20 protein-coding genes are annotated in these 20,697 nt (G+C 66.0%); 9 read left to right on the forward strand and 11 right to left on the reverse strand.

The window, feature by feature from the left end; genetic code table 11:
* The first annotated feature begins 101 nt into the window (after positions 1-101).
* Genes AC5Y4S_RS09745 through AC5Y4S_RS09760 form a run of 4 tightly spaced genes read left to right on the forward strand, consistent with a single transcriptional unit; the run spans position 102 to position 4,520 of the window.
* Positions 102-1,310, forward strand: coding sequence for a cytochrome P450 (locus AC5Y4S_RS09745; RefSeq protein ID WP_500032400.1), 1,209 nt, complete (start codon positions 102-104; stop codon positions 1,308-1,310).
* 21 nt (positions 1,311-1,331) lie between these two features.
* Positions 1,332-2,543: a CaiB/BaiF CoA transferase family protein gene (locus tag AC5Y4S_RS09750; RefSeq protein WP_500033280.1), complete on the forward strand. Its 1,212-nt coding sequence runs from the start codon at positions 1,332-1,334 to the stop codon at positions 2,541-2,543.
* Positions 2,540-3,346, forward strand: coding sequence for a thioesterase family protein (locus AC5Y4S_RS09755; RefSeq protein WP_500032401.1), 807 nt, complete (start codon positions 2,540-2,542; stop codon positions 3,344-3,346). The genes AC5Y4S_RS09750 and AC5Y4S_RS09755 overlap by 4 nt, the downstream gene beginning before the upstream one ends.
* Before the next feature lie 25 nt (positions 3,347-3,371).
* The gene (locus AC5Y4S_RS09760) at positions 3,372-4,520 is read left to right on the forward strand and encodes a thiolase family protein (protein ID WP_500032402.1); all 1,149 of its coding nucleotides are present in this window, start codon (positions 3,372-3,374) and stop codon (positions 4,518-4,520) included.
* Positions 4,521-4,539: 19 nt separating this feature from the next.
* Here the strand turns inward: AC5Y4S_RS09760 and AC5Y4S_RS09765 are convergent, their stop codons facing one another.
* Positions 4,540-5,139, reverse strand: a complete 600-nt coding sequence (locus tag AC5Y4S_RS09765) for a class I SAM-dependent methyltransferase (protein WP_500032403.1) — start codon at positions 5,137-5,139, stop codon at positions 4,540-4,542.
* A 122-nt stretch (positions 5,140-5,261) separates the two neighbouring features.
* Here AC5Y4S_RS09765 and AC5Y4S_RS09770 point away from each other — a divergent pair, with 122 nt between their 5' ends.
* From AC5Y4S_RS09770 to AC5Y4S_RS09780, 3 genes are all read left to right on the forward strand, one after another.
* Entirely contained in the window at positions 5,262-5,975 is a 714-nt protein-coding gene (locus AC5Y4S_RS09770) for an NAD(P)-dependent oxidoreductase (protein WP_500032404.1), read from the forward strand.
* A gap of 211 nt (positions 5,976-6,186) precedes the next feature.
* Complete coding sequence (locus AC5Y4S_RS09775; protein WP_500033281.1) at positions 6,187-6,477, forward strand: DUF485 domain-containing protein; 291 nt, start codon at positions 6,187-6,189, stop codon at positions 6,475-6,477.
* Positions 6,474-8,102 carry a monocarboxylic acid transporter gene (locus AC5Y4S_RS09780; protein ID WP_500032405.1) on the forward strand — a complete coding sequence of 543 codons (1,629 nt, stop codon included), beginning with the start codon at positions 6,474-6,476 and terminating at the stop codon, positions 8,100-8,102. The genes AC5Y4S_RS09775 and AC5Y4S_RS09780 overlap by 4 nt, the downstream gene beginning before the upstream one ends.
* A gap of 63 nt (positions 8,103-8,165) precedes the next feature.
* Here the strand turns inward: AC5Y4S_RS09780 and AC5Y4S_RS09785 are convergent, their stop codons facing one another.
* The 9 genes from AC5Y4S_RS09785 to AC5Y4S_RS09825 all read right to left on the reverse strand — a co-directional run bounded on the left by AC5Y4S_RS09785 (position 8,166) and on the right by AC5Y4S_RS09825 (position 18,946).
* The gene (locus AC5Y4S_RS09785) at positions 8,166-10,928 is read right to left on the reverse strand and encodes a helix-turn-helix transcriptional regulator (protein WP_500032406.1); all 2,763 of its coding nucleotides are present in this window, start codon (positions 10,926-10,928) and stop codon (positions 8,166-8,168) included.
* Positions 10,929-11,163: 235 nt separating this feature from the next.
* A complete protein-coding gene (locus tag AC5Y4S_RS09790; protein ID WP_500032407.1) occupies positions 11,164-11,454 on the reverse strand; it encodes a hypothetical protein in 291 nt (96 codons plus the stop codon).
* A gap of 174 nt (positions 11,455-11,628) precedes the next feature.
* Complete coding sequence (locus AC5Y4S_RS09795; RefSeq protein WP_500032408.1) at positions 11,629-12,822, reverse strand: acyl-CoA dehydrogenase family protein; 1,194 nt, start codon at positions 12,820-12,822, stop codon at positions 11,629-11,631.
* Positions 12,823-12,849: 27 nt separating this feature from the next.
* Positions 12,850-13,908: an acyl-CoA dehydrogenase family protein gene (locus AC5Y4S_RS09800; protein ID WP_500032409.1), complete on the reverse strand. Its 1,059-nt coding sequence runs from the start codon at positions 13,906-13,908 to the stop codon at positions 12,850-12,852.
* A 1-nt stretch (position 13,909) separates the two neighbouring features.
* Positions 13,910-14,740, reverse strand: coding sequence for an amidohydrolase family protein (locus tag AC5Y4S_RS09805; protein ID WP_500032410.1), 831 nt, complete (start codon positions 14,738-14,740; stop codon positions 13,910-13,912).
* Positions 14,737-16,356 (reverse strand): acyl-CoA synthetase, encoded by a 1,620-nt coding sequence (locus AC5Y4S_RS09810; RefSeq protein ID WP_500032411.1) that lies wholly within the window; start codon positions 16,354-16,356, stop codon positions 14,737-14,739. The genes AC5Y4S_RS09805 and AC5Y4S_RS09810 overlap by 4 nt, the downstream gene beginning before the upstream one ends.
* 22 nt (positions 16,357-16,378) lie before the next feature.
* The gene (locus AC5Y4S_RS09815) at positions 16,379-17,581 is read right to left on the reverse strand and encodes an amidohydrolase family protein (protein ID WP_500032412.1); all 1,203 of its coding nucleotides are present in this window, start codon (positions 17,579-17,581) and stop codon (positions 16,379-16,381) included.
* A 32-nt stretch (positions 17,582-17,613) separates the two neighbouring features.
* Positions 17,614-18,468, reverse strand: a complete 855-nt coding sequence (locus tag AC5Y4S_RS09820; RefSeq protein ID WP_500032413.1) for an enoyl-CoA hydratase — start codon at positions 18,466-18,468, stop codon at positions 17,614-17,616.
* A 205-nt stretch (positions 18,469-18,673) separates the two neighbouring features.
* Positions 18,674-18,946, reverse strand: a complete 273-nt coding sequence (locus AC5Y4S_RS09825; RefSeq protein ID WP_500032414.1) for a GlsB/YeaQ/YmgE family stress response membrane protein — start codon at positions 18,944-18,946, stop codon at positions 18,674-18,676.
* Positions 18,947-19,034: 88 nt separating this feature from the next.
* On the opposite strand from AC5Y4S_RS09825, the gene AC5Y4S_RS09830 reads away from it, so the two are divergent.
* Positions 19,035-19,247 carry a hypothetical protein gene (locus AC5Y4S_RS09830; RefSeq protein ID WP_500032415.1) on the forward strand — a complete coding sequence of 71 codons (213 nt, stop codon included), beginning with the start codon at positions 19,035-19,037 and terminating at the stop codon, positions 19,245-19,247.
* A 94-nt stretch (positions 19,248-19,341) separates the two neighbouring features.
* On the forward strand, positions 19,342-19,581 hold the full coding sequence (gene mbp1 / locus AC5Y4S_RS09835; protein ID WP_500032416.1) for a microaggregate-binding protein 1: 240 nt from the start codon (positions 19,342-19,344) through the stop codon (positions 19,579-19,581).
* A gap of 80 nt (positions 19,582-19,661) precedes the next feature.
* On the opposite strand, the gene AC5Y4S_RS09840 is transcribed toward mbp1, so the two are convergent.
* A complete protein-coding gene (locus tag AC5Y4S_RS09840) occupies positions 19,662-20,669 on the reverse strand; it encodes a dihydrodipicolinate synthase family protein (protein WP_500032417.1) in 1,008 nt (335 codons plus the stop codon).
* Positions 20,670-20,697: the final 28 nt, after the last annotated feature.

Here is a 20,697-nt window from a genome sequence, read left to right on the forward strand (position 1 = left end):
GCTACGGAACGAGAAACCGCGCCCATATTGTCTACTGTAATAATTACAGTACGATCTTACGAAAGGACAGCCTGTCCCTGCTGAAGATGCTGGAGATCTAGGTGACGACCAACGTTCAGACCGGTTCCCAAACCGGCCCGGAGACCGTCAGCCTGCGTGACCCCTACCCATTCTTCGCTCATAAACGACGGCAGGCCGGCGTATTCCGCGGGACCGTCATGGACTACTCCAAGACGCCCGAGTCGCTGCGGCCCAAGCGGGAATATTCAGCGGTGTCGTTCGACGCGGTGAACACGGTGTTTCGCGACGGGCGGGTGTTCAGCTCCGCGCCGTACGACAAGACGATTGGCCTCTTCATGGGGCCGACCATTCTGGCGATGGAGGGAAAGAAGCACCGCGACCACCGCAACCTGGTGTCCGCGGCGTTCAAATCCAAAGCCCTTGCCCGGTGGGAGCCCACCATCGTGCGGCCGATCTGCAACGCGTTGATCGACGAGTTCATCGAAACCGGCGAAGCCGACCTGGTCCGGCAATTCACCTTCGAATTTCCCACCCGCGTCATCGCCCAACTGCTGGGCTTGCCCGCCGAGGACCTGCCGAGCTTTCGCAAGCACGCCGTCGCGTTGATCAGCTACCACGTCAACTACGAGCGCGCATTCGAGGCGTCGGCGGCGCTGAAGGATTACTTCGTCGAGCAGATCGAGCAGCGCAAGTCGAAGCCCACCGAGGACATCATCGGCGACCTGGTCACCGCCGAGATCGACGGCGAAAAGCTAAGTGACGAGGCGATTTACTCGTTTCTGCGGCTGCTGCTGCCCGCCGGGCTGGAGACCACGTACCGGTCGTCGGGAAACCTGCTCTACCTGCTGCTCACCCATCCGGATCAGTTCGCGGCGGTGCAAGCCGACCGAGAGCTGCTGCCACAGGCGATCGAGGAAGGGCTGCGCTACGAGACGCCGCTCACCACGGTGCAGCGGTTCGCGACGGAGGACACCGTGCTCGAGGGCGTCGAGATTCCGGCGCGCGCGGTGATCGGCGTGTGCATGGGTTCGGCGAATCGCGACGAGCGGCGCTGGGAACGTGCGGAGGAATTCGACATCTTCCGCAAGCACGTGCCGCACATCTCCTTCGCCGCCGGTGAGCACACCTGCCTGGGTCTGCACCTGGCGCGGCTGGAAACCCGGGTCGCGGTCCGCTGCCTGCTGGATCGGTTGACGAACTTCACCCTGCTGTCGGACGGCGATCCGCACATCCACGGACAGCCCTTCCGTTCCCCGACCGCCCTTCCGGTGACATTCGACGCGAAGTAGGGTCCGAAAATGATCAAGGTAATGGAGGGCTTTCGGGTCCTCGAGCTGGCGCAGTTCACTTTCGTCCCCGCCGCGGGAGCCATCCTCGCCGACTGGGGCGCCGACGTCATCAAGGTCGAGCACCCGCTGCGCGGCGACACCCAACGCGGCTTCCTCAACATGGGCGGCATCCAGGTCGACCCCGAGCGGCACCCACTGATGGAGCACCCCAACCGGGGCAAGCGCAGCGTCGGGATCGACATCTCCACCCCGGGCGGCCAAGAAGTGATCTACGAGCTCGCCAAGTCCTCCGATGTGTTCCTGACCAACTACATGCCCGCGCAGCGCCAGAAGCACAAATTCGACGTGGAGCACATCCGCGCGGCGAACCCGAACATCGTCTATGCGCGCGGTTCGGCCCACGGCGACAAGGGCGCCGAACGCGACATCGGTGGCTACGACGGCACCGTGTTCTGGACGCGCAGCGGGATCGGCTACGCGCTCACCCCGGAGGAGTTGGGCGGCGCACTGGGACAGGGTATTCCGGCGTTCGGCGACTCCATCGGCGGCATGTTCATCGCCGGCGGCATCTCGGCCGCGCTGCTGCATCGCGAGCGCACGGGCGAGGCCGTCGAACTCGACGTGTCGTTGCTGAGCACCGCCTGGTGGGCGGCCGGCGCCAGCCTGACCCAGGGCATGGAAACCGGCGAGGTGATGCGCACGCCCATGCCCGGAGCCGGCAAGTCGGTGAATCCCTTCATGGGCAACTACGAGACCTCCGACGGCGGCACGATCAACCTGTGCATCATCAGCCCGACCGGGTTGATCCGGGACACGTTCGAGCATCTCGGCATCCCCGAGGCCGCCGACGATCCGCGATTCTCCGAGGTGCTCCCGCTGATCCAGAACGCCGACGCCGCCGCCGAACTGATCGCAAAAGCCTTCGCCGGCAAGCCGTTTGATTACTGGCGCCAGCACCTGAAGACGATGAAGGGCCAGTGGGCGCCCTTCCAGAGCCTCCTCGATCTGGTCGACGACGAGCAGGCGGTCGCCAACGACATGATCGCCGAGGTCGAACTCGCCAGCGGCGGAAAGCCATTCCGCGTCGTGCGCGGCCCGGTCCAGTTCAACCACGAGCCGCTGGTGACGACCCGCGCGCCGCAAGCGTCCGAGCACACCGAGATCGTCTTGATGGAGCTCGGCATGGACTGGGACCGCATCGAACAACTCAAGGACGCGGGGGCCATCGCTTGACCGACGCCTACTACGAGCTGGTCGATCCGCACGATCCACTCGGTGAGAGGTTCGGCGCCTCGGATCACGTCATCAGCACGTGGTCGCCGACGATGCAGAATGCGGCACCCGTCTCAGCGTTGCTGGTGCGCGCGCTGGAGGGCTGCTCGGCACGCGACGACACCCGGCTGAGCCGCGTCGTCGTCGACCTGCTCGGGCCGGTGCCGGTTGACGGGCCGCTGTGGGTGCGCGCGCACGTCGAGCGCCCAGGAACCAAGATCGAGTTGCTGGGCGCCCAAATGCTGGCGCCGGGTCCCGACGAACGGCCGCGACCGGTGGCCAACGCGATCGCCTGGCGCTTTCAGCAGGGCGACACGGCGGAGTTGTATTTCACACCGGCTCCCCCGCTGCGCCCCCTTGGCGAGGGGCGTCCCCGCCGCCCGGACAGCGACGCGAACCAGACCTACATCCAGAGCCTGGATTGGCGGTGGCTGAACGACATCCTCAACGATGTCCCCGGGGAGTGCTGGGCCCGACCGGTCGTCGACCTCGTCAAGGGCGAAGCGATGACCCCGGTGCAGCGCCTGTTCGCTGTGGCCGACATCGCCAACGGCATGGGCAGCCGGCTCAGCGTCGCCGAATGGCTCTTCCTCAACACCGATCTCACCGTGCACATCCACCGCGTGCCCGACGGTGAATGGATCGGCGTTCGCGCCGAAAACCATTACGGCCGAGACGGGGTGGGCGTTTCCGTTGCCACGCTCTTCGATGAGCACGGGGCGGTGGCCGCCCTTCAGCAGGCCCAACTGGTGCGCCGCCGCTAGGGCCGCCGGACACAAGGAGAGTCGGATGACGAACGACGTGGCGATCATCGGGGTGGGTCTGCACCCCTTCGGCCGCTTCGAGGGCAAGTCGGCCATGCAGATGGGCGTCGACGCGATCTTCGCCGCGGTCGCGGACGCCGGCATCGAATGGAAGGACGTCCAGTTCGCCACCGGCGGCAGCTGGACGGTGGCAAACCCGGACGCCATCGTCGGCATGGTCGGGCTGACCGGCATCCCGTTCACCAACGTCTTCAACGCCTGCGCGACGGCCGCCAGCGCGGTCAAGGCCTGCGCCGACGGAATCCGGTTGGGCGACTACGACATCGGGATCGCCATCGGTCTGGACAAGCACCCGCGCGGGGCGTTCACCGAGGATCCGGCGCTGGTGGGCATGCCGAGGTGGTACGCCGAGAACGGGCAGTATCTGACCACCCAGTTCTTCGGCATGAAGGCGAACCGGTATCTGCACGACCACAACATCTCCCAGCAGACGCTGGCCAAGGTCGCCGCCAAGAATTTCCGTAACGGGGCGTTGAACCCCAACGCGTTTCGCCGCAAGCCGATCTCCGAAGAGAGCATCCTCGAATCGCCGGTCCTGAACTACCCGCTGACCCAATACATGTTCTGCGCGCCCGACGAGGGCGCCGCGGCCGCGGTGATGTGCAGGGCCGACATCGCCCATCGCTATACCTCCAAGCCCGTCTACCTACGCGCGGTGGAGGTCCGCACCCGCCGCTACGGGGCCTACGAGGTCAACACCACGTTCGCGCCGGTCGACGAGGACGTGGCGCCAACGGTGTACGCCGCGCGCACCGCGTTCGAAAAAGCCGGCGTGGCACCCGCCGACGTCGACGTGATCCAGCTGCAGGACACCGACGCGGGCGCCGAAATCATCCACATGGCCGAGTGTGGGTTCTGTGCGCACGGCGATCAGGAGAAGCTACTGGCCGACGGCGCCACCGAGATCGGCGGCCCCATGCCCGTCAACACCGACGGCGGGCTGATCGCCAACGGCGAGCCGATCGGCGCGTCCGGGTTGCGCCAGATCCACGAAATCGTGCGCCAGCTCCGCGGCGAGGCCGGCGATCGTCAGGTCGCCGGCGATCCCAAGGTCGGGTTCACCCAGCTGTACGGCGCCCCGGGCACCGCCGCGGCGACCATCCTGACGACCTGACCCGCGCAAGGGTTGAATGTCAGGCGGGATCGCTGCGGAAGGACACGATCTCCTTCCAGCGGTTGCCCTCCGAGCCAACGAAGGTGAAGCCCTCGGGTTCGGCCAGCTCGCGCAGCTCATGGACACTGAGCCGGTCGGGGTCGGGGAACATCTCCAGAAAGGTCAGCCGCCCACCCGGTTTCAGGACGCTGCGCAACGATCGGAGACACGCCCGCGGGTCGGGCACCTCTCCGATCACCGCGGCCAGGAAGGCGACGTCGAAGCTGCCATCCGGGAAGGGAAGCCCATCACCCGCCTCACCGGCCGTGAAGCCGACGTCATGGAAGCCGGCCCGCTCGAGCTGCCGCTTGGCTTTTTCGAGCATTTCCGGCTGGATGTCGAACAGATCCAGCGTCCCCCCGGTGAGCCGCTTCGCGATCTCCACGCTGAAAAAGCCCGGGCCCGGCCCGATCTCGAGGATGCGCTCTGTTCCCGTCAGGCCGAGACGCTCGATGATGCCGGCCGGTTTCATCATGACCCGGCGTAGCGGGTTGTTCAGCACGATGGCCGCTTGGTGCGGGAAGGGAGAGTGCACCTCGCGCCGCTTGCGCCTCAGCGCGCCCCACAATGTTTCCGTCATGAAGTTAGGGTACCCTAACTAAGCCGGATCGCAATAGGTTGCGAAGAGCATGCGCCGTGCTGCGAACCTCTGTAACTTTCGGCCGGCCCGCTTCGTCGTAGTGGCGAACGGGAGGAGTTCTCATGCAAATCGTCATCTTTGGCGCCAACGGATCGACCGGACGACTGCTGACGCGTCGGGCGTTGGACGCCGGTCACACGGCCGTGGCGATGACCCGGCGGCCCGACGAGTTCCCCATCTCCGATGCCCGGCTGACGGTCGCGGGCGCGGACGTGCGGCGCGATCACCTGGCCGGGATCGTCGCCGGCGCCGATGTCGTGTTGTCGACGCTCGGGGTGCCGTTCGCGCGCCGGCCCGTCGACACGTATTCCGTCGGCACCCGCAATATCGTGAACGCGATGCGCGAGTCCGGCGTCGGCCGGCTTGTCGTGGTGAGTTCCACCGGCGCCTACCCCGCGCGCGGACGCCGCCACACGCCACTGGCGTTGCGGCTAATCGAGCCGATCATCGCCCGCACCATCGGCAGGACCGTCTACGACGACATCCGCCGGATGGAAACGCTGGTGCGCGAGAGCGGCCTGGAGTGGACGGTCGTGCGCCCGTCGGGATTGTTCGATTTGCCTCGCGTGACCAATTATGTTGCGGGAGAGGCCGATCCGGTCGGTGCTTTCACGGCTCGCGTCGACCTGGCCGACTACCTCGTCAGGCTCGCTCAGGAGGGTACGGCGCGACGGAAGACCGTTGTCGTCTCGACCACCGAGCACACTCCGACGGTGTGGGAAATGGTTCGACGGGAGGCATTCAAGAAAGACTCGCCGCACGAGGTGCCGGCTTAACAAACGCCCTCAATCGGGTTGCCGTCAGGTGCCCGCGCGGCGACGCCAGGGTTAATTTAGACCCACAGGCGGAAATCGCACTCCTGTTGTCATCGGGTTTGCTCGTAGGCTAACGCCGGAAAAGCCCTGCTCGAACCCGAGGTCAGGAGTTGCGTTGTCTACTACCGAGTTTCCATCCGAAGACGTCCCGTTAGCGACGGGCGAGCAGTTCGTGACCATCCAAGCGAGCCCCGAGTTCGCCGAACTTCGCCGCAAACTACGCCGATTCGTGTTCCCGATGACCGCGATCTTCCTCGCCTGGTACGCCGCCTACGTGCTGTTGGGCGCCTTCGCGCACGACTTCATGGCGACCAAGGTGTTCGGGAACGTCAACGCCGGACTGCTGATCGGACTGGGCCAATTCCTGTCGACATTCATCATCACCGGACTCTACGTACGGTTCGCCGACCGGGAGCTTGATCCGAGGGCCGCCGCCATCCGCGCGGAAGGCGGGGCGTCATGACGCTGTCTGCCGCCGGACAGCAGACGATCGGGAATCCCGTCGCCAACATCGCCATCTTTGCCGTTTTCGTCCTCATCACCCTCTACGTGGTGATCCGGGCCAGCCAACGGAACGCCACCGCGACCGAGTTCTTCACCGCCGACCGGGCGTTCTCGGGACCGCAGAACGGCATCGCCATCGCCGGCGACTACCTGTCGGCGGCCAGCTTCCTCGGCATCGCCGGCGCGATCGCGGTCTACGGCTATGACGGGTTCCTGTATTCGATCGGATTCCTGGTGGCCTGGTTGGTGGCCCTGCTCTTGGTCGCCGAACTGATCCGCAACACAGGGAAATTCACCATGGCGGACGTCCTGAGCTTCCGGCTCAGGCAGCGCCCGGTGCGGCTGGTCGCGGCGATCTCGACGCTGACGGTCTCCCTGTTCTACCTCCTCGCCCAGATGGCCGGCGCGGGTGGTTTGGTTGCCCTGCTGCTCAATGTCAAAGGCCGCCTTGGCGAGTCGATCGTCATCGCGGTCGTCGGTGTCCTGATGATCGTCTACGTCCTGGTCGGTGGGATGAAGGGCACCACGTGGGTGCAGATCATCAAGGCCGTGCTGTTGATCCTTGGCGCGGCGACGATGACGGTGATGGTGCTGGCGAAGTTCGGCTTCAACTTCTCCGACATCCTGGGCTCGGCGCAGTCGGCGGTATCACACGCCACCACCAAGGGTGTCTCCAGCCGCAACGTGTTGGCCCCGGGCGCGCAATACGGCGGGTCGACGACGTCGAAGATCAACCTGCTGTCGCTGGGCCTTGCGCTGGTGCTGGGGACCGCGGGCCTACCCCACGTGTTGATGCGCTTCTACACGGTCCCCACCGCGAAAGAGGCACGCCGGTCGGTGGTCTGGGCGATCGGCCTCATCGGCGCCTTCTATCTGTTCACGCTGGCGCTGGGCTATGGCGCCGCCGCCATCGTCGGTCCCGACCGCATCCTCAAGGCCGCCGGCGGCCAGAACTCGGCGGCGCCGTTGCTCGCGTTCCATCTCGGCGGCGTGGTCCTGCTCGGCGTCATCTCCGCCGTGGCGTTCGCCACGATCCTCGCCGTCGTCGCGGGTCTGACGATCACCGCGTCGACGTCGTTCGCCCACGACATCTACGCCAGCCTGATCAAGCGCCACAAGGTCACCGAGAAAGAACAAGTCCGCGTGTCGCGCATCACCGCCGTGGTGCTCGGCATCTTCGGCATCGCACTCGGGATCCTGGCCAACGGCCAGAACGTCGCCTTCCTGGTGGCGCTCGCATTCGCGGTCGCCGCCTCCGCCAACCTGCCGACGATCCTGTATTCGCTTTATTGGCAGCGGTTTAACACCCGCGGCGCGCTGTGGAGCATGTACGGCGGACTGATCTCGACCATCGTGTTGATCGTCTTCTCGCCCGCGGTGTCGGGCGCGAAGACGGCGATGCTCCCCGGCGCCGACTTCGCCTGGTTCCCGCTTGCCAACCCCGGAATCGTGTCGATCCCGCTGGCGTTCGTCCTCGGCATCGTTGGGACGCTGTCGTCTTCCGACCGCGGCGACCCGGAGCGCAACGCGGAGATGGAGGTCCGTTCGCTTACCGGCATCGGCGCGGAGAAAGCCGTGCTCTGACCGAACGTGTAACTACTGCGACGACACGCCGATACGGATCGCAGCAGTTTGACGAGATTAGTATCACGTCCCCAGCTCGTCGATGCGGCGGATCAGTTCGCCGCGGGTGTGCACGCCGAGCTTCCGGTAAGCCCGGGTGAGGTGGACTTCCACAGTCTTCGGGCTGATGAACAAGGCGGCGGCCACATCGCGGTTGGTCATCCCCGACGCGGCGAGTTCCGCCACCCTGCGTTCGCCGTCGGTCAAAAGTTTGGCCGAGTCTGCGTTGACGTCGGTCCGCGCGAGTTCGGCGCGGACGCGGGCGGCCCACAGCGGCGTGTTGAGCGCTTCGAATGTGTCCAGCGCCTTCCGCAACACCGTCGAGGCAGCGTTTCTTTGGCGTTGGCGCCTGAGCAGCTGACCCAACACCAATTGGGTACGGGCGCGCTCGAAGGGCATCGGTAGCCGGTCATGCTCTGTCATCGCCTGTTGCGCAACGGCAGTCGCGGCAGGCACATCCCCATGCGCGGCAAGCAGCATGGCGCGACACCGATAACTCACCGCCAGCATCCAAGGGCGGTCTAGCCCATGGCCGTTCGTTTCGAATGTGTCGATCAACCATTTGGCTTCCGCCAGCCGACCTAGATTAATCAAAGCCTCTGCCGCGTCAGGGACGAATCCGGCGACGCGTATCTCCGTCGCTTTCGGCGCCGCCAACACCCTGGCCAACAGGGGGTCGAAGAGGGCTTCCGCGGCGTGGTAATTGCCCAGTGAGACCTCGAGAAAACCCAATGCCGCGACAGCCCAACACTCCAGCAGATGGGAGCCGCTGCGGACAATCGGCCCGATCGCCTCGCGGAAGTCACGCCGTACGTCGTCCACGCATCCCGCGTATGCGGACACCATGTTCCGAGCCGTCAACGCCGCCGACAGCTGTAGCGGCCCCTCCAGTTGCTGTGCCCGTTCGACGGTGTCCTCGGCGATCAGTGCGGCCTCGGCGAAGTCACCACGCCAAATCTCATTGAGAACAGCGTGGAACGAGATGAAGACGAGTTCGCCTTCCTCGCCTCGTTCGATACAGCTTTGTCTGATGGCCACAAACTGGTCATGGGCCGCTTCATGCTGTCCGGTCCACGACGACACCATCGCCCGCTGAACCGAAGGGCGGAACATCACAGAGAGCGCCGCTTGTCGATCTTCCAATTCCAGCGCGCGACGAAGGTGCGAATCGTTGATGCCGTCGCCGCACAGCACCCGCACCACGACGGACATCCCCAGCGCCTGGCTGAGCAGTTCCGGTCGCCCCAGGCGCGTGGCGTCCTCGACCGCTTCGTCGATGTTGTGCGCAGCTGCGGCGAATTGACCGATCCGCACCTGAACCCACGACAGCGAGACCAGGATCTGAACGCGCAAGGCGTCGTCGTCGCCGGCTTCGGCGAGCGCCCGCTGGAGTTGGTCGGCACCGTCGAGCAGACTGTCCCCGGTTTGGCTCATAATGCCCAGCAGGTTCAGTGCCTGGGCGCGCAGCCGTCCTGGAGCCGGCGCGGTGAGGACCTCGTTGAGAACATCTGCGGCCCGGGCGCCGTCGCCGCTGTAGAACAAACAGCCGCCCAATATGATTCGCCGTTGGGCTGAATCGCCACCGAGCCCGATGGCCAGTTCAAGAAGCTCCGCTGCCGCGGCCGGGGCACCCCGGACCATTGCCATGCCTGCGGCTGCATCCAGCGTTCGCAGCACTTCGCCGTCTGCGTGGGCGGCGCTCAGGGCCAAGTGTCGCGCCTTGAGCTCGGGCTGATCGACCAGATCAGCCAGCCGGCGGTGCATTTCACGTCTCTTCGCGGTGCTGGCGTCGGTGTAGACGCCGGTCGCCAGCAACGGGTGCGCGAACTCCAGCCGGTTGCCCTCGATAGTGACGACGCCGTTGCGCTCCACATCGGCGAGGGCCTCCACAACACGCTCGGCATCCAAACCGGTGGCACGCGCCACGAGTTCGACTGTGGGCGTAGCCAAACACGCCGCGGCAAGCAACATGTCACGGGCCTCCGCCTCGAGATTGCCCACACGCGCATGCACCAGCCCGGCCAGCGTGTTCGGCAATCCCACATCAAGACTGGCCGCATGCCCGTCGAGCGCTCGCGCCAACTCGACGGCATACAACGGATTCCCACCCGATATCTCACGGATCCGCATCATCACCGGCCGCGGCAACGACCGCTTCAACCGGTCCGAAATCACAGTATGCAACGCGCCAATACTTAACGGTCCGACCGTAATCCGATGAACACGATCAGGTGAAGCCAACCGCAACAACTCCACAGAACGCAGACTTTCGCGATCATCGCGGACCGCAACCAAAACGCCCACCGGACCCACGATGCGCCGGATTGCGAACGCCAGAACATGACCGCTCGAGGCATCGAGCCACTGCAGGTCGTCGATCGCCAACAGCACCGGCGCCTCATCGGCCAAGACTTCCAACACCGAAAGAAACGCCGCACAGACCGCCCGCTGATCAGTCGGCCTGTCATCGGGCTCGGCCAGCAACAACACACGATCCAAAGCAACCCGCTGCGGATCCGGCAGTGCCGTCAACGCACCCCCGTCGACCCCGACCAACAGGTCGGCCAGCCCGGCATAGGCAAGCACCGATTCGACCGCCGACGGCCGAGCTGACAACACCCGAAAACCCCGTTCCCGCGCCCGTTCGAGGGCGTAGAGCCACAGTGTGGTCTTGCCGATGCCCGGCTCGCCTTCCACCACCAACGCCGCAGGCCCACCAGCCACGGCATCAAGGAAGCCGACAACCGCCTCAGCTTCGGTCGAGCGACCAACAACACTGACAGGCACGGTCAATCCTTAGCAACGCGGCCATCAGCCACTCGGCACGACCGGCACAGGCCAGCAGATGTCATCCACCGTCGACACACAACGACAAACGACATTGGCGATTCCCGCATTCACTAAAGCGGTCTCCAGCAAACACCAAGCCTAAAGGCCGACAACCGACCCTCGCAACGAAATCGAGCGCTAGGCCGCCAACGGTCGAGCTGGAGGCCAGAAGATTCCATTTCCCAGGACGGAATCAGCCGTCGGGCGTACGCAGCCAGCCCACCGCCGGGCTGATCCGGTCCGGAGGCGCACCCGCGTCGGCGCACAGTTGCGCGACCTCGTCCGCCGATTCGGCCGCGAATACACCGAAGGCGTAGTCGTCGGCCGGGATGGCCAGCGCCATGAGCAGCCGAATCCGAGCCCCGCCGGCCGCGAGAGACGCCGCGCCGTCGTTGAGACGCCCCGCCCTCTCGCCGATGGGACCGGCGCCGGCCGCGGGTCCGTACCACTCGACGAGGAATCGCCCCAGATCCGGCTCACCCATCGGCCCCACGTTACGGATCAGCACCGCTGTCGGAATCAGGGCTTTCCCTACTATTCACGGAGGCCGAACGCTTCCGAAGAGCCCAACTATCGATGTAGCACCGATCCGTGAGTGGAGAGTCTGGCCAACGCGTGAGAAGTTGCTGTGTGAGCCCTCCACCCGCCCGGCGAAGATTCAGGACGTTTTCTTCAGCAGCGGCGAGTAATTCGGCTTGCCCAAGCCGAGCGTGTATTGGCCGATCATGTTGCGGAACACCTCGAGCGTGCCGCCGTAGATGCCCACCAAGGGGGCGAACCGGTAGGTGTATTCGGCGCTGCCATCGTCGGCGGCGCCGTCGGTACCGAACGGCAGGGTCGACGCGGCCCCGAGGATGTCCATCAGATCGGGAGAGATGTCGCGCATGGTCTGTGCGATGGCGACCCGGCCGTAGATGCTCGGGGACGACAGCGCGATTTCCAACCGGGCCGCGCACCGGCCAAGGCGGTACGCGACGGATTTGTCGTCGATCAGCCGGCGCCCGTCCGGGCCTGGCCGCGCCACGCGGGCGGCGGCCTTGTCGACGGCCTCCGACATGAATCCCGCCTGGTGCATCATGATCGAGGTGTCCTGCAGCCCGTCCGGGGCCGCCGCGACCGCGCCATGCTCGACGTTGAGCGGCTCGCGCAGCACGGTCCAGCCGGCGTTCACGTCACCCAGCCGGTACTTGTCGTCGACGCGGACGTCGCTGTAGTAGACGATGTTGGTGCGGTCACCGTCCACCGTGCGGATGCCCTGGATGTCGATGCCCGGCGAGTCCAGCGGAACCAGAAACATGGTCAGGCTCTTGTGTTTCGGCGCCTCGGGCGCGGTGTTGGTGATCAGAAACACGTACTGGCAGTTGTGCGCGCCGGTGGTGAACATCTTGGAGCCGTTGATAATCCACGCATCACCGTCGCGCACGGCGCGGGTCTTGCAGGTGGCGACGTCGGAGCCGCCCTCGGGCTCGGTGTAGCCGAGGCACAGCCGGACCTCGCCGCTGAAGACCTTCGGCAGCACCTCGTCACGCAGTTCGGCCCTACCGAACTTCGCCACCGAGCGCGCCACCATCGCAGTGGTGCCCCACGTCACCCAGGGCACATGCACCCGCCGCTTCTCCAGCTCCCAGATGCGCCGCCGGACACGGCTGAACCCGCCCTCGGATTCCGGCTTCCACTCGGCCTCCAAATAGCCTGCGGCGCCGAACTTCAGGTGCAGGCCCTCGTCGAAGTTGTCGCCCGTCTCGCGGTCGCGGCGCCGCACCTCTTCGGTCATGTGGGTGCTCAAGAAGTTCCGCGCTTCCTCACGGAAGGCCTGATCCTCCTCGGAGAGCTCGACGCGGGAGAAGTCCATCGTTGTTCGCTCCTGTCTTGAGCCGATCTAGGCGGGCTGTGGTGTGCTCTCGCGGGCCGTCACGATCTCGGCGACGCGCAGGGCGGTAGCGCCGGGATCGCCGCCGGCCAGCGGCCACCCCCGGGCGCGCACCAGATACGCCGTGGCCGCGGCTTCGGAGGAAACCCCAAGGCCGCCTTGGATGTGCACCGCCATCGTCGCCGCCTTGGCGGCCTCCTCGGCCATGAAGACGAACGCCGACGGCGCCAGCTCGGGCCGCTCGTCGGGTTCGTTGTCCAGGAACCAGGCGGCCCGGCGGGCGAGGTTGCGCCCGCCCTGAACGGTGATGGCCATGTTCGCGAGCGGGTGTGAGATGGCCTGCAGCGTCGAGATCGGCACGCCCAGCGTGTAGCGGGTTTTGGCGAATTCCGCGGCGATGGTCATCGTCTCCTCGACCAGGCCCACCAACGCCGCCGCGGTCAGCAGCCGCCATTCATCGAGGGCGCGTTGGTAATTCGCCACCGCGTCCGGGCCCTCGCCGATCACGGTGCGGGTGTCCGCGGCGGCCGGGTCCACCCAGGCCATCGGCAACCGGCCGATGTTGTCGACCTTGGCCGGCCGGGTGCCGAACGTCAGCCGCACCACCTGGTCGCCCTCACGCACGACGATGTGGTCGGCGATCGAGCCCGCCGGAATCAGCCGGGCGCCCGGCGGACCGTCGAGGCGGGCATCGAGGCCCGCGAGCTGTTCACCATCGGCCACCCCGGCGGTGTCGGAGTTCAGCCCGCCCAGGCGCCCGAGCAGCCGCGCCGCGCACACGTGGTCGATCCACGGGACCGGCGCCAGCGAGCGGCCGATCTCCTCGGCGACCAGGGTGAGATCGACCAGCGTCGCACCGTCGCCACCGCAGGACTCCGGCAGGGCCATCGTGGTCGCGCCCATGGCGCACAGCCGTTCCCACAGGTTCTTGTCGAACCCGGACGGTTCCGCGGCGCGCACCGTTTCGATGGAGCACTGGGTCTTGAAGAACTGCTTGTACGCATTCTGCAGAGCCACGTGGTCCTCGGACAGGCTGTAATCGAGTCTGCGCAGTTCGAAGCGGTCCATGTCAACGTTCCTTCCCGAAGAAAAACTCCTGCGCGTTGTTGTAGAGGTAGTTGTCGAGCACCTCGGGGGGCAGGTCGAGCGCGCGGGCTTCCGGTAAAATCCGGCGCATGCGCAGCACCGGCCAGTCCGACGCGTAGATCACCTTGTTCGGGCCGCGCGTCCGCATGTAGTGCAGCAGGGATTCCGGCAGCCGTTTGGGCGACCACGCCGATGTCATCAGGCGCAGGTTGGCGTACTTGAGCAGCAACCGGATCGCGACGTCCCACCACGGGTCGGCGCCGTGGATCATGCACAGCTTCAGCTCGGGAAAACGCACGCACACCCGGTCCAGGTGCATGGGATGTTGGACCTCTCCCGGAATCGGCGGGCCCGGAATGCCGGTGTTGATGCACAGCGGGAGGTCCAGCTCGGCGCATTTCGCGTACAGCGGGTAGTAGACGGCGTCGCTGGGCGGGTACTGCCCGTCGCCCCAAAAGCTCGGTCCCACAACCGCATACGCCACCGGCAGATCGCTCACGACGGCGGTCAGCTCGCGCAGGGATCGGACCGGCCGCAGCAGGTTCGCCCCACCCATCGCCAGGGCGAACCGGTCCGGCTTGGCTTCGATGAACTTGCGCGCCGTGGTGGACGGGCTGGCCAGCGAGTCCATCAGGATCGCCCGCCGCACTCCCTGTTCGTCCATCTCGTCGAGCAGCTCGGACAGGTCGACGGGCGCGAACATCGATTCCGGCCCCTTGAAGTAGTCGTCTCGGACCTTGAGCATCCAGGTGGGTTGGGAGTCCGCCTCACCAAAGTGGACGTTGACGAGGCAGTCAATCGCCTTGGTGTTCATGACACCTTCTCTTCAGCTTGCTCTCGGGCCCACCGGTAGTTGGGCTTGCCGTTGCCCAGACGCTGAATCTGCTCGACGAAGATGAACGCCTTGGGCGCCTTGAAATGTGCCAGTTGCGCGGTGCAGAAGGTATAGAGAGCACGCCCGTCGACGCTCAGGTCGGCGCCCGGATGTGGCGCGACGAGCGCGACGACTTCCTGGCCCCACCGCTCGCTGGGCCGTCCCACCACGAGGGCGTCGGCGATGCCCGGATGTGCGCGCAGCACTTCCTCGACCTCTTCGACGAAGACCTTTTCGCCGCCGGTGTTGATCACCAGCGAGTCACGACCGAAAAGGCGTATGGTGCCGTCCTTTTCGATGGATGCGCGGTCGCCCGGTATCACCACCCGCTGGCCCTCGATCCGGGGGAAGGTGCGCCGGGTGGCCTCAGCGTCGTCGAAGTAGCCCAGCGGAATCCGTCCCGTCCTGGCGGCCCACCCGATCTCGTGGTCACCGGGACGCAGAAACCTGGTGCGATCGGCGGAGACGACGGTGGCGCCTTCCCGTGGTGCGAAGGTCTCACTCGCGGTGCCGTTGTGACTGTGACCGAAGGCCATGTTTCCGCTCTCCGAGGATCCGTAGCCTTCGATGATGGTGATGTGCGGAATGCATTCCATCAGCGCGCGTTTGTATTTCGCGTTGGTGGCGGCCCCGCCGGTGCCGATGGAGTTCAGCGCGGACAAGTCGTAGCGGTGGGCGCGCAGTTCGGCGATCAGCGGCCCCGCGTACGCGTCGCCCACCATCGTCATCATGCCTACCTTTTCGCGCTCGGCGGTTTCCCACACGGACCGGACGTCGAGCTTGGTGCGGTCGTCATAGAGCACGACCGTCAGGCCCGCACACAGCGCGGCGAACGCGGTCCACATGCCGGCCGCGTGCATCAGCGGCGAGACGGCGAACCATGGCGGCCCGCCGCCGCGTACCTTGTCATGGATCTCGGTGACGCTCGCGTGGTCGGCACCCACCATCGACGACACGTACATGTCGCTTTGGCGCCACAGGACTCCCTTGGGGCGTCCGGTCGTTCCGCCGGTACACATCATGATCAGGTCGTCGGGCGATCCCGCCGGACGAAAGCCGGTGGCGCCGGCCGCCAGCGCGTTGTCCAGCGACACGGCGCCCGGCAATTCCGGGGCGCCGCTGCCGTCGTCGATGGACACCAGCAGCTCCGTCCCCTCCGGAGGGAGCACGTCGGCGAACCGCGCGCCGAGGGCGCGGTGATAGATGATCGCCCTGGGGCGGACATAGGCCAGCAGGTCGGCGATTTCGCGCGGCGAGTAGTGGTGGTTCACGTTGACCGGGACGGTGCGAGCCTTGAGGCATCCGATCACCATGTCCGGGTACAGGTCGTTGTACATGATGAGCGCGACCCGGTCCTGGCCGCATTCCCACGGCTCGAGCGTCTCGCGCTCGGCGTACGCCCCGAATCCCTTGCCGCTGAGGTAATTCGCCAGACCATCGGTGCGCCGGGCGGATTCGGCAAACGTGCTGCGGCGGTCTCCGCAGACGGTCATCAAACGGTCGGGGATGACGTCGGCGATGGCGTCAAGAACCGCGCCTACGGTCCATTCGCTCACTAGCGTTACCAGCCTCGAATAATCAAGCGGACGACCCGACCTGGACGCCGAGGAGATCTAGAGCGTTGTCCCGCATGATTTTCCGAATATCCGAGTCGCTGAATCCGACGAGCTCTTCGGCGAACGATAGCGGCGACTCGAGGCCTTCGCCGTGCGGCCAGTCAGAACCGAACAGGATCTTTTCGACGCCGATGACCTTGGCCAGCTCCGTCAGGTCGTCCTCGTAGTACGGCGCGATCCACACGTTGTTGCGCAGCTGCTCCACCGGATCCTCGGGAAAATGCCGCGGATAGTTGTTGGCCGCCTTCTTCAGGCGCCTGACCAGCCGGTGCACGAAGTAGGAGCCGTTCTCGATGCTGACCGCGCGAAGCTTGGGGTGCCGGGTGAACACGCCGTGCACGATCATCGATGCCATCGTGTCGTGGATGGCGCGGTCGTCCAGGAGCACCGTGTCCAGTGGATCCTTTTCGCCGAACCCCTCGAAGGTTCCCTTGCCGCCCCACTGCGCCGCGATGTGCAGGTATCCGCTGTCGCTGAGGTGGAATCCGACCGGAACCCCCGCCTCGGCCAGCCGGGCCCACACCGGGTCGTGGCTGCGATCGCCCAGCGACCTCGGCTTGACGACGCCGGGCACCGGCGCCGGCCGCACCAGGACCAGCTTGGCGCCGCGCGCCAACACGAACTCCAGCTCGTCGACGGCGCCGGCCGGGTCGGCCAGCGAGATGATCGGCGCGGCGATGATGCGGTGATCGGGGCGGTCGAAACCCCAATCCTCGTCGAGCCACAGGTTGAACGCGTGCACCGACGCCATCGTCGCGTCGATGTCTCCCTTGAGCGCCTCCTCCACGCCGCAGCCGAACGTCGGCAGCATGAAAACCGTTTCGATGTCCTGGCTGTCCATCACCGCAACGCGCGCTTCGCGGTTCTGGTACTCGGGGTGTTCGGCGAGCCGCTCGACCTTCATCAGAGACGCCGGGTCGACGCCTTCCGGAATCTCACCACGGAACAACAGGTCGAGGCAGCCCGGCACGATGATCGGGTCGAAGGTGGGATTGGGAACGAAATGGTTGACGCGGCCACCGATTACGGCCAAAGTGCGCTTGCGCTGAGTGACCATCTGCACGCCACGGTTCTTGAATGCCTTGTCCAAGTGACGGGTAAAGGCATCCAGCGGCTCGTAATAGTGGTTGTCGACGTCGATCGCCTTGTAATCCAAGTGGGCCATGATCATCCTTTCCCGGTACCACCGGCGAAAATTCAAGCGTCGGTTGGGGTGAGGTTCCCCAACAAGGGCGGGAATTGCGGCGGCCGCTTCTCGAGGAAGCTGGTGATCCCCTCGATGACGTCCGGGCGCGGCATCGCCTCGTGCAGCAGGACCTCGGCCCGTGACGTGGCGTCGACGACGTCGCGAGTCGCGTCGCCGTATACCTGCCGTTTGATCACCGCCATTGAAGCCGGCGAGCAGTTTCGCGCGATGTCCTCCGCGTATTCCAGGGCGCGGCTCAGCAGATTCTCGGGCGCGACGACTTCTTTGACGAGGCCGAGATCGGCCGCCTCCTCGGCGAGGAAGGTGCGCCCGCTCAACAACAGGTCGAGGGCGACGCCCCAGGTCGTCAGGCGCGGAAGTATCCAGGAGATGCCGAATTCGGCGATCAGGCCGCGGCGCGCGAACACCGCGCCGAACTTGGCGCCCGCGGCCGCGAACCGGACGTCGCACATGAGTGCCTGCGTCAGGCCGATGCCGACGCAGGCTCCGTTGATGGCCGCGATGACGGGCTTGCGCAGTGTGGTCACGAAATGGGGTGGGCGCTCGCCGACCAGCTCGGCCAGGTCGGTCTCACCCGCCTTCTCCATCGTTTCGCCATAGTTGGCCGCGGAACTCGGCGCGCCCAGATAGGCGCCGGCGCAGAATCCATTGCCCCGACCGGTCACCACGATCACCCGGACGTCCGGATCCTGTTCGGCTCGGTCGATCCCGGCGTAGAAGCCGGCGGCGATGTCCGGGCCCCAGGCGTTCAGGCGATCCGGGCGGTTGAAGGTCAGGATCGCGACGCCGCTCGCCGTGGCCTCGTAGAGCACGGCGTCTTCGGAGGCACCGTCGCTGCCGGACATCTGCCGCGGCACCTCCTCACGCCTGCCTACCGGATCCCCACCGACTTTGTACGCATACTGTATACCTATCGGTAGCGCATTCCACAACTGCCTCCCCGGCCGGCGGCAGCCCGGTCCAGCAGCGATTTTGCCGCCGCTGAACCGCTAACCGCGCGATGGTCGAAGGTCCTTGGCGATCTTGGGTTTCCGGTCATCCGGCGGTCGCCTAACGGGGCGCCCGTCGCCCGGTGACGAGCTTGACGATCGCCAGCAAGATCACCGCGCCGAGCAGACACGTGAGGAAGGAAAAGAACAGGCCCGCGCCGGCGACGTCCACGCCGAAGCCGCGCAGCAGGAACCCCCCGATCAAGCCGCCCACGATGCCGACCACGATATTGAGGATCAGCCCCATCTGGGCGTCGGTCCCCATGATTTTGCTGCCGACCCAACCGGCCAGTCCCCCGATGACTATCCAGCCGATCACACCGAGAGTGAGCATTCCGCAATCCCTTCGGTAGGCGAGTAGCCATCACCCTATGCCGGTTGCGGGCGTTTGAAACGGCGATCTGGCGGGTTATCGACGACTGGTGAAGACACTGTTGAGAGCGCTTGCCCATCGCCTCCGCCAGGCCCGCGGAGTGTTGCTGCGGGCCCAGTTGGCGCTGACGGGCGCCCAGATCCTGTTCTGGGTGGCACTGATCGGCGCTCCGGTCGGTCTCGCGCTGCGGGCCCGGCAGCGCCGGATGCGACGTGAGTTGCCGCGGGCGGGCGATGCGGTCGCACCGCCGCCGGTCGACTGAGGTTGTGGCGTGTGCCACGTTGTGATCACGTTTGCGCTGACGGGGCAACCGGGAAGGCTTGAGGTAAGCCATCCATCAACGGGAGGAGATGCAAATGGTTGACAGCAAGAGCGGTCCCATCGAGCTGGTCCGGGGCATCATCGAGGACGTTTTCGGTAAAGCCAAGGAATTTATCGGGACGATCCTCGGCCGGGATGACCTGATCAACGAGGGTGAGGCCCAGCAGGACAAGGCCGAAGCGCAGCGCAACGCGGGGAAGAAGGAAGCTGCGGCCGAGAAGGCTCGCGCCAAGGCCAAGGCTGCCGAATCGCGCGAGCGCGCTGAGCAGAACTAAATAGAAAGTCGATGGAGCGGGCCCGGTTAGAGACCGGGCCCGTTTCCGTTGTAATCGGTTGCGCCGTAACGGTGCGGTGGTTACGCCGCGATCAGCCCCAGCCGCCGGTAGGCGTTCTCGATCTGGGCCTTCGCCTCGCTCGGCAACTGCGCCTGCGGGGGCCGGGAGTGCGGATAGTCGCCTATCGGTAAACCCAGCAGTGCGGCGGCATACTTGAACGCACCGCCCCAGTGGGTGAAGTAATCCGACCGGCCCGGGTAGCAGGTCCACCACGATCCGATGTCGAGGTCGAACTGGTCCATCCCGGACTCTCGCCCGTAGTCCATCGCCTCGAGGAGCTTGTCGTTCCACACCAGATCCCAGTACTCGGAAAACATGCGCCGCTGCGGGGTCTCGAACAGGTAACCGGCCGTGCCCAATTGCGCCGGACAGACGATGCCGGCCCGCAGCCACCCCGCGCGGTACACGGTCCGGTCGCATTCCCAGACCGCCAGGCCGGGCGCCAACTCGTGCAGCCGCCGGCTCGCCTCCGGGCGGAACGCGCCCTCCTTGGTGGCGCACACCGCGGGCACCTCGTCGTAGATCCGCGCACTTTCGGCCGGAGTCAGCACGTAGCCGGAGGACGGGGAGTTGAACATGCCCAACGCGATATCGGTGCGTGCGGCAACGTACTTGAAGAACCTCAGCACGCCCTCGCCGCCGTGGGCCTCCATCATCGGCGTTTGGATGTAAGCGATGTCGGCGCCCACCTCTTGGGCGTGCCGTGTCAGCTCCAGACAGTCCTTCGCCGACGTCGCCGCGGTGCAGGCCTGGATGACGACGTGGGGGTCGAGGCCGCGCGCCTCCTCGATCGCCACCTCCAGCAACCGCTTGCGCTCATCGAGGGTCAGTGACCAAAACTCCGCGATCCCACTGGTGCACCACAACATCGGGTGCCCAAGGTCGCCGACGCAGTAGCGGACCAACGTCCGGTAGGCGTCCCAGTCGATGTCGTCACCGTCGGTGCCACAGAACGGCGTGTAGAGGGAGTCGCCGATTCCCCGCAACGCCCCGCGCGCCCAAACACGCGCCTCGTCAGCCGTCGCCATCGTCCACTCCTTCTGTCGGCCAAACGAT

Source organism: Mycobacterium sp. NGS64 (assembly GCF_059812245.1).

Excerpts from the sequence above, each read along its gene's own strand:
- AC5Y4S_RS09750 (WP_500033280.1), top strand. The coding sequence starts at position 1,332 with ATGGAGGGCTTTCGGGTCCTCGAGCTGGCGCAGTTCACTTTCGTCCCC.
- AC5Y4S_RS09760 (WP_500032402.1), top strand. The coding sequence starts at position 3,372 with ATGACGAACGACGTGGCGATCATCGGGGTGGGTCTGCACCCCTTCGGC.
- AC5Y4S_RS09765 (WP_500032403.1), bottom strand. The coding sequence starts at position 5,139 with ATGACGGAAACATTGTGGGGCGCGCTGAGGCGCAAGCGGCGCGAGGTG.
- AC5Y4S_RS09770 (WP_500032404.1), top strand. The coding sequence starts at position 5,262 with ATGCAAATCGTCATCTTTGGCGCCAACGGATCGACCGGACGACTGCTG.
- AC5Y4S_RS09780 (WP_500032405.1), top strand. The coding sequence starts at position 6,474 with ATGACGCTGTCTGCCGCCGGACAGCAGACGATCGGGAATCCCGTCGCC.
- AC5Y4S_RS09790 (WP_500032407.1), bottom strand. The coding sequence starts at position 11,454 with ATGGGTGAGCCGGATCTGGGGCGATTCCTCGTCGAGTGGTACGGACCC.
- AC5Y4S_RS09795 (WP_500032408.1), bottom strand. The coding sequence starts at position 12,822 with ATGGACTTCTCCCGCGTCGAGCTCTCCGAGGAGGATCAGGCCTTCCGT.
- AC5Y4S_RS09800 (WP_500032409.1), bottom strand. The coding sequence starts at position 13,908 with ATGGACCGCTTCGAACTGCGCAGACTCGATTACAGCCTGTCCGAGGAC.
- AC5Y4S_RS09805 (WP_500032410.1), bottom strand. The coding sequence starts at position 14,740 with ATGAACACCAAGGCGATTGACTGCCTCGTCAACGTCCACTTTGGTGAG.
- AC5Y4S_RS09815 (WP_500032412.1), bottom strand. The coding sequence starts at position 17,581 with ATGGCCCACTTGGATTACAAGGCGATCGACGTCGACAACCACTATTAC.
- AC5Y4S_RS09820 (WP_500032413.1), bottom strand. The coding sequence starts at position 18,468 with ATGTCCGGCAGCGACGGTGCCTCCGAAGACGCCGTGCTCTACGAGGCC.
- AC5Y4S_RS09825 (WP_500032414.1), bottom strand. The coding sequence starts at position 18,946 with ATGCTCACTCTCGGTGTGATCGGCTGGATAGTCATCGGGGGACTGGCC.
- mbp1 (WP_500032416.1), top strand. The coding sequence starts at position 19,342 with ATGGTTGACAGCAAGAGCGGTCCCATCGAGCTGGTCCGGGGCATCATC.
- AC5Y4S_RS09840 (WP_500032417.1), bottom strand. The coding sequence starts at position 20,669 with ATGGCGACGGCTGACGAGGCGCGTGTTTGGGCGCGCGGGGCGTTGCGG.